Origin of the sequence: Treponema sp. OMZ 805, from assembly GCF_050937395.1 — a bacterium.
GTDB lineage: Bacteria > Spirochaetota > Spirochaetia > Treponematales > Treponemataceae > Treponema.
In genome coordinates, this window is the sequence record NZ_JACCLP010000016.1 from 41,478 (window position 1) to 54,429 (window position 12,952).

Genomic DNA, 12,952 nt, shown 5'->3' on the forward strand with positions numbered 1-12,952 from the left:
AAATGGGATACTTTCAATCACCATGCCGCACCGCTCCTTACGAATAACAAAGAAAAAAATTATTTGTGCGGAAAATAGAGTTTTAGGTATTGCTTGTCAAAAATATACTTCCATGAAAATTCCGTGTGAAGCGCTGTGTATGCGTATAAAATAATATCTTTAAAATACGGAATATCGGTGAGTTTTGCTTTGCTGCTTGCGAAAAAATATTCTGTTTGCTTTAGCACGGTCTCCGTCAATGTGCCGACATGTATTTCGGTGTTTTGTTCTTCGCCGTCAGGAAGTGTGTATAAAAAACCTGTTTTTCCGTTTATGATTTTTTGCAAGCCTCCTTGTGCGTTCGCAATCGGGATAGTACCGTAAACTTGAGCGATAAGATCTTCCAAGCCGCATGGTTCAAATAAGCTCGGTAAGACGATAAAGTCCGCTGCTGCAGTGATGAGCCTTGCCGCCTTTCGATTATATCCCTTGCAGTACACGAATTTCCCGGGCAGCGCGGCAGCGAGGGTCATTGCTTCGGTTTCAAGCTCGGGGTTTCCCTGTCCCATCACAATAAATCGTAGGTTAGGGGAGTGTTCCAGTATGCGGGGAATTGCTTTGAGTAACACATCTACCCCTTTTTGCCGAACTAACCGGCCGTGGTACATTATGTAGAGTGTCCGGTTCTGTTCCTGTGTGCTCATGCTGCCGTATTGCTGTATGCCATTATACAGCGGCGCTGTACAGGTCTGCGTCTGCAGTTTATCCAGTAAAAATGAACGGCATGCATATTTTCCTTCAAACTGCTCTTTTTGCACGTCGAATGCAAAGGGAAGCCCCGAACGCTCCGGTTCACAAGGGTTATAGGCTGCAAAATCGATTCCGTTGGTAATGCCGGTAATGTGAATATGCTTTTCGGCAAGGCTTTTTGAAAAAAGATACGAATATGGAGAATGCTCAGGTGAAATCAGCTGCTTTGCATACCACGGAGAAACCGTCGTTAAATCGGCAAAGGCGGAACCGACAAGAAACGGTTCGACGGTATAATCGACTCTGCCGTATTCCAATACTCTGTGAGGGAGATCGGTTAAATGTGCCGCATATTCAAACGAATAAAAGGTTTGACGGTAGCCGTCCCCTGCGTTATGAATGGTGATAAGTGTGCGGGTATGCCGAAACAGGCGTCTACCCATACAGCGGGCAGAGACAAACGCAGGTAGCAAAGCGGTGTGGGCATCGTGGCAATGCAGTATTTGCGGAGCGGTATGGCTGCGTAATCCGTAACAATAGACTGCTTTTTGGAATAATACATTCATTTCATGGCTGTCTATGTAACCGTCTCCTTTTTTAAGATCAGGTCGGTGCAGTTTTTCCCGAAAATAATCGAGTTCTTCGGCACAGTAGGTATAAATATCTTTTTTTTCCGTGAAAATACCGGAGTCGATAAAGATGAAACGGATATTTTTCCTAAAAAGTTCAAAATATTGCACTGAATGCAGGGTATCGCCGACACGGATGTTCACTTCTCCTGTACAGGTGTCGAAAGCTTCGATGTTGTTTCCATAACGGGGTAAAAATACCGTAACCGCGAAACCGTAATCGGCAGCTGCTTCAGCCAATGATTTTACAACGTTTTTTACTCCTCCGGCTTCTGCAAATCCGGCATATTCACGGCTCACAACCCATATCGATGTACTGTTTTTCTTGATGCTCATAAAACTGGAATGTCCTTAAAAGAAAGTAGTTGGAACCTCTAAAAACGATAATTTTCAGAAATATCCGCTACGCTGTGTGATTAAACATATCCGGCCGGAGTTTTTCCGCCCCGCCCAAATAGATCGGTACGGCTTTCTTTTTTCCATAGTAATAAAAGAGAAAACGGATGATACCGTGAGGACTGCCGTCGATATTCGGTTCCGTACTGCAGAAAAGCACAGTCGCAGAAGCATAACCGGCGGAGCGCAATAAAGTTGCAGGATTTGCCGCAGTTATATCGGATGTAATCGAAAATTGGAGAGAAACGATGTCTTTTTCACGCAATCCGTTGACTTCCAAAAAGCGTGTATATGCAGTAACGACAGCAGTTTTGATTTGCTCCTGCGTATTTTGAGTACACACGGCAGCTCGTCCCGCGTATAGTTTTTTCCCAAAAATCATTGTATGTCCTTATGCCTCATTAAGACCGTTAGAGAGTAAAATGATAGCGGAAGCTGCAATTGCAATCGCCAGTCCGAATATACAGGCTATCCCGCTGATAATGCAACGTCCGGGGTAGTAGAGCTTCCGTAAATAAATACTGTAGTTGATTTCAAATAATAAAGCAAAAACGGCAACTAAGAATAGTAAAATACCGCCCGCGATAAGAAATTGCAGAATGATAATCTGACTGGAATCCAAAAAGTTTTGAATATTTCCTAAAATGAACAAAGCAAACAAGGCAAGTAGAACGGTAAAGAGGAAAAGTACGGTTCTATGCAAAAAGCGAATAGTCACTTGTTTTCGAATTGTCGGAGATGCCATCAATAACCGAGTATAACTTGTCCGATTGGAACATGCAAGGGCGTTATTCGTGCGGTTTAATACCCGCCGTTTCTTACCGCCATGGATGGCGGTGGTTCCACGCAGTAGCAATGGTGTGGCAAAGCTACACCATTGTAGTCAACACTATACACGGATGTATAGTGTTGACGAACGCTCTGCGTCAGGGTTGTTGATTGTAGGCGAGCCGGATGAACATCAGCTCGGTGATGGGGTGCGCTTTATTGAGGCCTTTTTGCTCGAATTTGGTTTTGGGGCGCCATGGTTGCGGAGGGGCGAATCCTTCGTATTTTGAGCGGATCCCTTCGGTGGCCGAAAGCTCAGCAAAGGCATCCTCCGCATAGTCGTACCAATCGGTTACCATATAGAGGTAGCCGGTTGCTTGCAGTTTTCGAGCGAGCAAGTCGGTTCTGGGGCGATGAAGCAGCCGCCGCTTATGGTGCTTTTTCTTTTGCCACGGGTCGGGAAAAAAGATATGGAACCCTGCGATTGAGGCATCGGGAATCATATTTTCCAGTACTTCGATAGCATCATGTTCGATAATGCGGATATTTTTAAGACCGCGCTGCTCAATTTCGTTTAGCAGCTTCCCGACCCCTGCTTGAAAAACCTCGATTCCGATATAGTTCATTTCGGGATGCTGCGCTGCGATTTCAGCTGTTGCAACCCCCATGCCGAATCCTATTTCGATGATAACAGGATGCTCATTCGCAAACAGTTCCGTAAAAGAAAGCTGCTGCGCTTTGTAGGGGATGCACCAGCGCGGTGCATATTCCGTATATGCTTTTTTTTGAGCTTCGGTAATGCGTCCCTTCCGCAGCACAAAGGTTCTGATGGGGCGTCCCTGTAGCAGCGTATCGGCTGCGTCGGTTTGTTCATTATGACCTGTTTGATCATTGTGGTTTATTTGCTCTGTTATCATGGTATCCTTCTTTGCTGTGCGAGGAGCTTTAAAGCTTCTGTTTTTAAAGCTCCTCGTGATTCACTTTTTCGATAAGCGAAAAATACAAGGGGCCTGCTCCTCCACAGGTGTCGGGTAAAAACCGGCAGCCGAATAGCGTTTTCTCGCTGCGTATGGGTGAGGCGCTGTTTTTACCGGCGGTTTCGGTATGAGCCGCCGCCGGTTCTAACGACGCTGTAACGGTATGAATAGCTGACACGCTTCCATCAGCAGCTTTGGTATCGCCTATGGCCAATTCGGATGCGGTGCCGCTATGGACGGCGGCTTGGGTTCCGTATTTTTTTAGCAGCTTTTGTACAACGGCGTCGTTTTCCGCATCGGCAAGCGCGCATGTGGCGTACACTAAAAAGCCGCCGGGTTTCAGCAAAAGAAAGGCTGCCGAAAGGAGCGCCCATTGCCGTTGCGCAAGCATTTTAATCCGTGCAGGTGTCCAGCAGGCAAGGTATTTCGCATCGGTAATTACATGGCGCTCCGAAGAACAGGGTGCATCCAGCAAAATGCGGTCGTAATACGCTTGCCTGTAGCGGGGGAGAGTAGCGGCGTCATAGCCGGTAACTTCGACGCGGGTGCGGATGTCCGGCGGCAGGTGTTCGTCAACTACGGTGAGCAGCCGCGCTCGGCGCGCCCGTGAAAGCTCGTTTGCCTGCAACTGAGCTTTCTGCCCCATACCGGAGACAAGCACCAGCGTTTTACCGCCCGGAGCGGCGCACATATCCAAATAGCAGCCCGCATCGACCGGCGGAAGCGCTTGTGCCGCATAGATGCTCGCCTGATCGAGGTAGTATGGCTTTCCGCCACACACCGAAAACGCAACCGGCTGCGTCTCTTGCAGGAGCGCTTCCCGAAGCGCCGGCCAACGGTCGCCGAAAAGAACGCTATAGTACGCTTCAAACCCGGCTGCCCCGCTTACCTGCTTGGTTACCCTCTTTGCTCGCTTCACGGGCGCCGCTCCGTATCTGTAATACAGGCCGCTAGGCAAGCCTTCCAGAGGGTGTCGAGCTGCATAGGCGGCGCTTCAACGGTAACGGTTTGGTGCGTAACCGGATGGATAAACGACAGCTTATAGGAGTGCAGCCGTATACCGCTGTGCGGTTCACTGCGCCGCGCTCCGTATTTTAAATCTCCCTTGATGGGATGCCCGGCGGCCGCCATCTGTACCCTAATTTGGTGCGTGCGTCCTGTTTCCGGCCTGATACGGATAAAGTCGTACCGGTCGCCTTTTCCGCACAAAGTCCAATATAAAACGGCTTTTTTAAGCGCCGGCTTTTTGGTCTTTTTAGCTTTTGCGCTACCGGTGGAATCCGTCTCCGCAAAAGCCATACCGGTATGCTCCATATCGGAAGGGACCGTATCGGTCGGAGTTGTACCGACAAAGGCTTTTTGTGTTTTGGTATGAAAGCCGAGCCAATGCTCCAGCCGCTGAGGCTCCGATATTTCTGCAGAATGTCCCGGAGAGCGTTCGCATATTGCCCAATATTCTTTTTGCACTGAACCGGCTTCAAAAGTGCGGGAAAACAGTGTTTGTACCGGCGCGGAAAAGGCCAACAGCAGAAGCCCTGATACGGGGGTATCAAGCCGGTTGACCGGAGCGATAAACGGTTTATGCGGAAAAAGCCGAGTAAAAAAGGTTTGGGAGTTCTCGCCGCTTGCTTTATACACAACCGCACAATAATCATCTTCAAAATAAACACGGGTAGTTTCTTTACACATAATTCACAACAATAGAAACGCATTATAGTTGTTTTTCCCTGCCGAGACAATCACAGCAATTGTATCAGGGTATTTTAATTTACAACTTACCTTTTAATTTAAAAAATCTATTTTTATCTTGATTTTATTAATATGCGCACGTATACTGTGTTGATCACGTATACTGTGTTAATGCGGAGATATCCCCAAAAGTGTCTGATGCGATTACCCTATGGAGTGAGAAGATGAATATTGTAGAAATTCCCCTGCCGCTGTTGCGGAATGAATTATCGGCCGTGTCCTTTTTATCCTGCATTGCCGAAGAAGAACTTGAGGCGCTTGCTCAGTTTTCTCAGCTTTGCGCATTTGACGAAGGTGAGGTGCTAATTGCCGAAGGTACGATAAATGCCAATTTTTATATCTTGATGAGCGGTTCTCTTGACGTGGTAAAACAAGGAAAATGGAACAAAGAGGTGCATGTCGCGACACTGAAAGATCATGCCTCGGTCGGCGAATCAGCTCTATTGGAGGATGAACTCAGCACCGCTACCGTCAGCGCTGCCGAAGATACCGTCGTGCTGATCCTTTCCCGCAGTCAGTTCAAAAAATATATTAACGCCTATCCCAAGGCGGGATTGGTAATGATGACGTATATCGTTTTCAGCCTGTTGCAAAAGCTGCGCAGCGCGAACGAAGAACTCGCCGACGAGCGCAGTATGGTATTTGCACAGGAATACTTAACCGCGATGGTCGATATGTTCCAAGAGGATGTAAAAGAAGAAAGCTTCGGCTTAAACGATGATCCGCGATAATTCCGCGATTAAATCTTTACCGTCCCAAATCGTATCCATTTCCATCGCCTGCCCCAACGCAACGATTCGGTCGATACCTGCCGCGCGGCGCTGCGCAAAAAATTGCGCCAGTTCTTCCCGCCGGTAACCTTCCGCGCAGAGCGTCTGCACCTTGAACGAAAGCAGCGGTAGCAATTCTTCTTTATTGCGGATTTCAGTTTCAAAGAAAAAGCCGAATGTTCCGCGTAGCGTCTCCGCTGCTTGGGCAGGCAGCGTTGTAAGACTGGCGACATATAAAAGGTTACCTGCATACTGTTTGACGGAAACTTTCTCCGGTAGCGTCATCGCGGAAAGGCACAGCTGCTCGTATTTCCGCGCCGCTTGATAGGCGCCGAATTGGTACGCTGCTTGAGCTTCCGCCGCAACCTTTTCCCACCAGCGAATACGGACTGCGGAGTCTCCTCCGTCGTTTTCCCACACGACAAGATGCGGGGCGGAACAGGCATTTTGATCCATTAGATAGGTATCGTTGTAAAACCGGTGCGCCCATACAGTAAGCGTTTCTTCATCCGCTTGGGAAAACGCGGCTTGACTGAACAGCGCAAACGACCAGCGATCGGGGAATACCAGTTCGACCGCATGGGGCGGCAGTGGAAGCGCACGTATGCGGCGTATTGTTTCGTCCCCGCCCCATACTATCCGCGCATCGCACGCGGACGTATACGCAGCCGTTACGGTATCATCCCGACCATAGCTGATAAACGATGTCCGCTGTTTTATAGCTTCAAACTCAGGGCGATCCAGCACTCGGCCGATACAGGCGCAGAGCATCATACTGATCTCGCCGCCCCGCTCCGACAGCCGAATGATATTTGCGTTCCCTGCGAGCAGCCCGATTGTATATGAATAGGCAAACATCGTCGGCACATTTGAAGGCGCAATATGGAACGCCAAGCCTCGGCCGAGACGCGGAAATGGTGAGGCATGGCGCTTGGCTAAGGCTTCAAGATGCGGCCTGCGGCACCAGAAGCCGAATGCGGCAATCTCCGGTATGGAATGCAGTTCCGATGCGCCGATTTCAGCCGATACCGCTGCAAGGAATGACATTGTCTCCGGTGAAAACACGAGATACGGTTCTCTTTCCGGCTGCAAAACGCCTGCCAACAACCTTACGGTACTTTGCCGCGGTATGGTAATTTCATCGCTTCTTATCTGCATGGTTGTATCATCCTTCACATGGTTAGTATGCCATAAAGTAGAAAGATGTTTCAATAGACGGTGTACATGCAGCTTATTGACACATAACACTGTTATATATTACCGTCATATCAATAAACCTGTTCGGAAACTCACCTTTCTGAACAGGTTACCTTGAAATGTGATGTTCTCGCATCGTGCTATTTGCGCGATGCGTGAACTCGTCGACCTATTCGAAAACGAAAGTTTCAGAATAGGTCTAAGTTCCAAACGTAAGGAGTTTAACTACGATGGATTCAACGACACAATCCGATAAAAAGATGCGGACAAAGGATTTTATTTATGCAGGGGCATTCGGTGCACTCTACATTGTACTGATGCTGATTATCGTCATGGGTTCTTCCGCCATTTCTCCCGTGCTGTATTTTATGGCGCCGCTGACGGTTGGGTTGATTTGCGGTACGGTGTATATGCTGTGCGTGCTTAAAGTGCATAAGTTCGGCGCTGCGTTGATATTCGGTGCATTTTTTACGCTGATCGCTTGTACGCAAAGTTTGTATGCAGTCATCTTTTCGCTGGCGGCGGCGCTTATCGCAGAGCTGATTCTGTTCTTAGGTAAGTATCAATCCCGCAAGATGTATCTGCTGTCATTTGTTTTTTTCAACCTCAATATGGCGGCTCCGACGCTAATGCTGCTCACCGATTACGATAAATTTATGATGCTTTCGGAAAAATACAGCGGCGCCGCTTATGCACAGTCGTTTGCAAACATGGCATTTCACGGAAAAATATGGTTCGCCATACTGGGCTGTGCTATTGTAGGGGGAATCGGCGGCGCACTTATCGCAAAAAATTTGGTTAAAAAGCATTTTGAAAAAGCCGGAGCCGTATAAATGGCGTTCGGGCTGTATGGAAGCGGGAGCGGGCTTTTAAAGCTTGACCCGCGGACAAAGCTGCTTTTATTTTGTGCAGGTATCGCTGTCAGTACCTTTTCCTATAATGAATGTGCGTTGTGGATGTACTGCGCAGCGATGTGCGCGCTATTAGCCTTGTGCGGGGAAAAATGGTTTGCACTCAAATGCGGCGCTCTCATGGCCTGTATGGAATATCTGCGCTACCGCATCATCACCTCCGGCACAGGCGCTCCCGCGCTAACCGGAATTCTTGTCGCACTTATTATGATGTGCCGGTACGGTTTTCCCTTGCTCCTCTCTCTTTCATTTTTAATTAAAACAACGCGCATCAGTCAACTCATCGCGGCATTGTCGGCTCTGCACCTTCCGCTCTTTGTTATTATCCCCCTATCCGTAATGCTCAGGTTTATCCCGACAGTGCAGGAAGAATGGGACGGCGTGCGGAAGGCTATGGCATTTAGAGGCATATCCCTTGAACCGGGTGCGGTGATACGGGCGCCTTTTAAAACAATCGAGTACATATTGATACCGCTCCTTTTCAGCTGTATCTCCGTTATGGATGAGCTCGCCTCCGCTTCCCTTGCACGCGGTCTTGATGCGGAACGGAAACGGACATCATACGAAGCGGTAAAGATGCGTTTTCCGGACTACATCATTATACTGCTGTTTGTAGGCATTGCGTTCTATGCTGCTGTAGGAGGGAGGAGCTGATGGAAAATGTGGTATGACTTTGTGGAACAGCGCACGTTTTATACTGTCGTATGGAGTTTGGATCGCCTTAATTGTTCAGATGAAATTTTCCGGTTTCGATTATTGGAACTCAACCGGCTTTAATAGAGCATTTATTAATGTCCGATAGATCATCCGCTGTTTTGTCATATTTAGAAACCCTCTCTCATGATGAGCTTATAGAGTTACTACATTCTTTTGCAACGACTCATGAAGATATTCGGCTTGTCCTTGAAGAAAAAGTCGCCGAAGAAAGCACAAAAAATAAAGATGCTGCTGCGGTTGAATACAACCTACAAATAATGGCCCAGACGATGTCGGAATCGGTAACAGCAGATGTCTATCATCCATCGCATGTACTTGTTACTCGGAACAGTACCGCACAGGAAAAGATCAATTGACAATCCTCGGCTCGATACGCTTATGCTTGCAATGCCGTTCAGCTGGAAGGGGACGCTTGCGCAATACTGCGGCCGATTGCACAGAAATTTTGCAGGAAAAGAAGAAGTACTGATTTATGATTACGTTGATTTCCGTGTTCCTGCTTTCGATAGAATGTACCGGAATCGACTTAAAGGCTATAAACAGCAAATACCGTTTAATGAGCAGCGTTTTAAGTTAAGCTTGCTGCTTACTCTCCCCGCTACCTCCCCTCAAAAAACGCCTTCACCTTTTCCGTGATTGTCTCCGACCAGCCGCCGCTCCACACCAACTTTCCGCCATCCATAAAAATGAGATAATTACAACAGGAAGTAATTAACTCAGGATCATGGCTGATGATGAACACGGTTTTGCCTGCGCGGGCGAGGCGTGTGATGCTTCCCGCAACTTCCCGCATGTGTGCGTAGTCAAGGCCGCTGGTCGGCTCGTCAAAAATAAGGAACTCCTTATCGGCAGCAATCGCGCTTGCGACGGCAAGACGCTGCTTTTGTCCGCCCGATAACGCCATCGGATGCACTTCCTTAAATTCCGAAAGATTCATCGCTTCCAAAATATCTATCGGGGAACCTCTAAAAACTTCAGTTTTTAAGAGGTTTTCCTTAGATTTATTTGCGATGTTTTTCGCTAAGTCATAACAGTTAAAAGACTTATCGAAAAACTCGTCGGACATCTCTAAAAATCTAACCGAGTTTTTAGAGATGCCCATCGCTTTTTGCCGTGCCGCTTCGCCGCTTACGTTATTTACATCCATACTCAACAAAACTTCTTCGATAACGCTTTCCGTAAAAAGTTGATGGTTGACATCCTGCATCACCATATAGGACTTTTTCAGCCGCGCCTTTGCCGTGTAGGATTTTCCGTTATCGTTCAACACCCCCTTCGCCCGTTTTTCAAGCCCGCAGATAACCCGCGCCAAGGTCGATTTTCCTGCACCGTTAAACCCAAGCACACCCGTAACCGCACCGGAAGGAACCTTCAGCTCCGGTATATCGAGAACGCGCTTTTTCCCATAGGAGAACGCAAGACCGGAAAACGTAACATACCGCTCAAATACCGGCGGCTTTTCGGCGGAAGCACATTCGGATGCCAGAGAGCTTTCGACAGAGGCACAGTCAAATGCCGGAGACTTTCCGGCGGGGGCACATTCAAAGGTTCCTTCAAGGATTCCTCCGGTTTGACATGCACGGATACATCCGGGAGTGTATTCCATCGCTTTTTGCGAACGCAAACCTTTCCGGTGCAGCGCTGCCGTATCTACCTTCAGAAATTCCGCTATCGGAAAATCCTTGATAATCCGCCCGTTTTCCATATAGATCACGCGGTCGGCTATCTCCATCAGATAGTACAGGCGGTGCTCGGCAATAACGACCGTCTTTCCCTGCTCCTTCCATTTCCGTATTACCGCCTTCAAATTGGCAATAGAGCGGAGATCAAGGTTGGAAGAAGGCTCATCCAAGACGAATATGGCAGGCTGCATCGCCGCCGCAGAAGCACACGCTATTTTTTGCTTTTCTCCGCCGGAAAGAGCAAACAGGTTTCTATCCAAAAGGTCAGCCATATCAAGGTCTCTGCTTACCTGTCCGATGCGGCGGTACATTTCTTCCCGCGGAACGCCGGTATTTTCGCAGCCGAAAGCGATTTCACTCGTGGAATCCAAACTGAAAAACTGAGAGCGCGGATTTTGAAACACCGACCCGACTTTTTGCGAAAGCTCATACAGCGTTACGGACGCCGAATCCTTCCCGTCGATAAGCACCTGTCCTTCCAGCATCCCCGCATAATACGCCGGAACAAGCCCGTTAATCAGGCGGGTAATCGTCGTCTTACCGCAGCCCGACAGTCCGCACAATAACACCACCTGTCCCGCCGGGACTTGTAAGTCGATGCCGTACACTCCCGCGCTCCGCTCCGCGTTATGATAGGTAAAAGTTACATTTTTTAACTCAATCATCTTATCATCCTCTAATCCATGGTGTTCCCCAATCATCCCCCAATGCGTAACACCGTACAGACAAGCAGCGCAGCCGCGATAACGGCAATGCCCGCATCGTATATGCCAAAGTGCAGCTCAACAAGGCATGTCCGCTTTTTCAATCCCCCTAAGCCCCGCGTCAAAGCCGCCGCCGATAACTCCTCACCGATTTTCGCAATCGACATCATCAGCGGAATCAGCCGGTACTCCAACATCATCGCAGGGTTCCGCCAAAACCGAGGCGTACCGAACCCGATTTCCCGCATCCGCATCGCGCTGCTGATTGAACGGTTTTCTTCTCCCAACGTAGGGATAAACCGGAAGACAACGGATATGGGAATGATCAGCGCATCAGGCACATGCCACCGGCTCATCGCTGCGATAAACTCATTCGGTTTTGTCGATTCGATAATATAGTAGCCGAACATAAACACCGGAAAAAACCGGAAAATCAGCTCGCTTAAAAGCCCCCACAGCATCGCCGCAAGGTACGGAAGCGACCCCGCCGTGTTCGACAGCTTGACCGCTGCTGCAACGGCAAAAAGCCCACCGTAAATCAGCGCCGGCCGGTATTGGCGGTTCAGAAAAAGCAGGCTAATGGGAATAAGCACAATCACCATATTCAGCATACTCTGCTCTTCCACAAAGAATATCAGCGTTGCAAGAAAAAACATAAACAGTACCTTGGTGCGGGGATCGATGTGTACCCTGTTCACCCGCGGCGGTCTATACGGCTCAAAATCTTCCATTATGTAATCCTTATCTAATATCTGTTCCTTATCCGGTATATGGCCATTATCTCAATGATTCTCAGCGAACCTTTATCTCACACCATGCAGTACCGGCGTCGCTACACACCTATACAATACCGGCTCTTTCAAAATGCTTTTTCAACATCCGTCTGCCAAGCAGCGCTCCGAGCAGTGAAGAAACAAACAGAATACCGATTGCCGCAAATCCCATCCACGGCGGCATAAACTTTTGCAGCCCCTCAACGTATTGATCACCCATTGAGCGCCGCACCTGTTCCATATACGTTGCGGCAAAAAGCCACATCGGTGCCTGACAGCTTATCATCGCGCAAGAGAAAAGCCAGTAGCCAAGCACACTCGCCTTAAAACTCTTGTATTTGCCCGCTTTCAGCACAAGGTCGGCAATCACCCCCATCACGCAATAGCTTATAATAGGAAGATACGTGTATCCCATCAGATACCAAAATATCCCTAAAATAACGCTCATAATAAAGACCATCCCGAACTTATCCGCCTTTGTCAAAAACAGCATAAACGGGATCCCCGTCGCAATCGACACAATCACATACAAAAACGGATACAGAACCGGAATTGCATTTATCATCCCGACAACAAAAAAAATAACCAGATACATCGCCGTATAGATTCCGACATTTATCAGATCCTTCGCCGACAACTTGCTGCTTTGCATACGCAAACCTCCATTAAAATATTGGAAACCTCTAAAATCTGTATTTTTTAGAGCATCTCTTGTGATAACATTGATAGCACACTTTGTTATTATCGCTTCAAAAAAATAAATCGGCTCAAGACGATCTTTGTATTCTTTTTTCTCTTTTGGGCGACTTTTTGCGCCGTTAAAACAGCGCAAAAACCGGGCTTTGCGGGGTTCCGCCTCTCGGCTCCATTCCTCCGTTCACTCACCGCTCACTTCGGAACGCGCTTTGTGCGCCCCTCCAATCCCTTCCGCTGTTGAAAAGCGTACCTCC

Annotated in this window: 15 protein-coding genes; 5 read left to right on the forward strand and 10 right to left on the reverse strand. The window is 48.3% G+C overall.

All coding sequences use genetic code 11. The features are described from left to right. Positions 1-59: 59 nt before the first annotated feature. From HGH47_RS11145 to HGH47_RS11170, 6 genes are all read right to left on the reverse strand, one after another. Positions 60-1,694: a glycogen/starch synthase gene (locus HGH47_RS11145; RefSeq protein WP_432912387.1), complete on the reverse strand. Its 1,635-nt coding sequence runs from the start codon at positions 1,692-1,694 to the stop codon at positions 60-62. Between the two features lie 67 nt (positions 1,695-1,761). Next, complete coding sequence (locus tag HGH47_RS11150) at positions 1,762-2,136, reverse strand: chorismate mutase (protein WP_432912390.1); 375 nt, start codon at positions 2,134-2,136, stop codon at positions 1,762-1,764. A gap of 9 nt (positions 2,137-2,145) precedes the next feature. Beyond that, positions 2,146-2,499 (reverse strand): hypothetical protein, encoded by a 354-nt coding sequence (locus HGH47_RS11155; protein WP_212566365.1) that lies wholly within the window; start codon positions 2,497-2,499, stop codon positions 2,146-2,148. Between the two features lie 181 nt (positions 2,500-2,680). Next, a complete protein-coding gene (gene trmB, locus HGH47_RS11160; protein WP_432912422.1) occupies positions 2,681-3,322 on the reverse strand; it encodes a tRNA (guanosine(46)-N7)-methyltransferase TrmB in 642 nt (213 codons plus the stop codon). Between the two features lie 160 nt (positions 3,323-3,482). Beyond that, positions 3,483-4,418 (reverse strand): SAM-dependent methyltransferase, encoded by a 936-nt coding sequence (locus HGH47_RS11165; RefSeq protein WP_212566366.1) that lies wholly within the window; start codon positions 4,416-4,418, stop codon positions 3,483-3,485. Next, positions 4,415-5,188 carry an RluA family pseudouridine synthase gene (locus HGH47_RS11170; protein WP_212566367.1) on the reverse strand — a complete coding sequence of 258 codons (774 nt, stop codon included), beginning with the start codon at positions 5,186-5,188 and terminating at the stop codon, positions 4,415-4,417. Before HGH47_RS11170 ends, HGH47_RS11165 begins: the two co-directional genes overlap by 4 nt. 224 nt (positions 5,189-5,412) lie before the next feature. Between HGH47_RS11170 and HGH47_RS11175 the strand changes: the two genes are divergently transcribed. Then, the gene (locus HGH47_RS11175) at positions 5,413-5,979 is read left to right on the forward strand and encodes a cyclic nucleotide-binding domain-containing protein (RefSeq protein WP_212566368.1); all 567 of its coding nucleotides are present in this window, start codon (positions 5,413-5,415) and stop codon (positions 5,977-5,979) included. Here HGH47_RS11175 and HGH47_RS11180 read toward each other — a convergent pair. Then, positions 5,959-7,176, reverse strand: a complete 1,218-nt coding sequence (locus HGH47_RS11180) for an acyl-CoA reductase (RefSeq protein WP_212566369.1) — start codon at positions 7,174-7,176, stop codon at positions 5,959-5,961. The genes HGH47_RS11175 and HGH47_RS11180 overlap by 21 nt on opposite strands. 269 nt (positions 7,177-7,445) lie before the next feature. Between HGH47_RS11180 and HGH47_RS11185 the strand changes: the two genes are divergently transcribed. The 4 genes from HGH47_RS11185 to HGH47_RS11200 all read left to right on the forward strand — a co-directional run bounded on the left by HGH47_RS11185 (position 7,446) and on the right by HGH47_RS11200 (position 9,479). Next, entirely contained in the window at positions 7,446-8,048 is a 603-nt protein-coding gene (locus tag HGH47_RS11185; RefSeq protein ID WP_212566370.1) for an MptD family putative ECF transporter S component, read from the forward strand. After that, positions 8,049-8,780 (forward strand): energy-coupling factor transporter transmembrane component T, encoded by a 732-nt coding sequence (locus HGH47_RS11190; protein WP_212566371.1) that lies wholly within the window; start codon positions 8,049-8,051, stop codon positions 8,778-8,780. 137 nt (positions 8,781-8,917) lie between these two features. Continuing rightward, on the forward strand, positions 8,918-9,199 hold the full coding sequence (locus HGH47_RS11195) for a hypothetical protein (protein ID WP_212566372.1): 282 nt from the start codon (positions 8,918-8,920) through the stop codon (positions 9,197-9,199). Between the two features lie 22 nt (positions 9,200-9,221). Further along, positions 9,222-9,479 carry a hypothetical protein gene (locus tag HGH47_RS11200; protein WP_230974628.1) on the forward strand — a complete coding sequence of 86 codons (258 nt, stop codon included), beginning with the start codon at positions 9,222-9,224 and terminating at the stop codon, positions 9,477-9,479. On the opposite strand, the gene HGH47_RS11205 is transcribed toward HGH47_RS11200, so the two are convergent. From HGH47_RS11205 to HGH47_RS11215, 3 genes are all read right to left on the reverse strand, one after another. After that, positions 9,442-11,190: an ABC transporter ATP-binding protein gene (locus HGH47_RS11205; protein WP_212566373.1), complete on the reverse strand. Its 1,749-nt coding sequence runs from the start codon at positions 11,188-11,190 to the stop codon at positions 9,442-9,444. The genes HGH47_RS11200 and HGH47_RS11205 overlap by 38 nt on opposite strands. A 32-nt stretch (positions 11,191-11,222) precedes the next feature. After that, the gene (locus HGH47_RS11210; protein ID WP_432912399.1) at positions 11,223-11,960 is read right to left on the reverse strand and encodes an energy-coupling factor transporter transmembrane component T; all 738 of its coding nucleotides are present in this window, start codon (positions 11,958-11,960) and stop codon (positions 11,223-11,225) included. A gap of 109 nt (positions 11,961-12,069) precedes the next feature. After that, the gene (locus HGH47_RS11215) at positions 12,070-12,654 is read right to left on the reverse strand and encodes an MptD family putative ECF transporter S component (RefSeq protein ID WP_432912402.1); all 585 of its coding nucleotides are present in this window, start codon (positions 12,652-12,654) and stop codon (positions 12,070-12,072) included. Between the last annotated feature and the right edge of the window lie 298 nt (positions 12,655-12,952).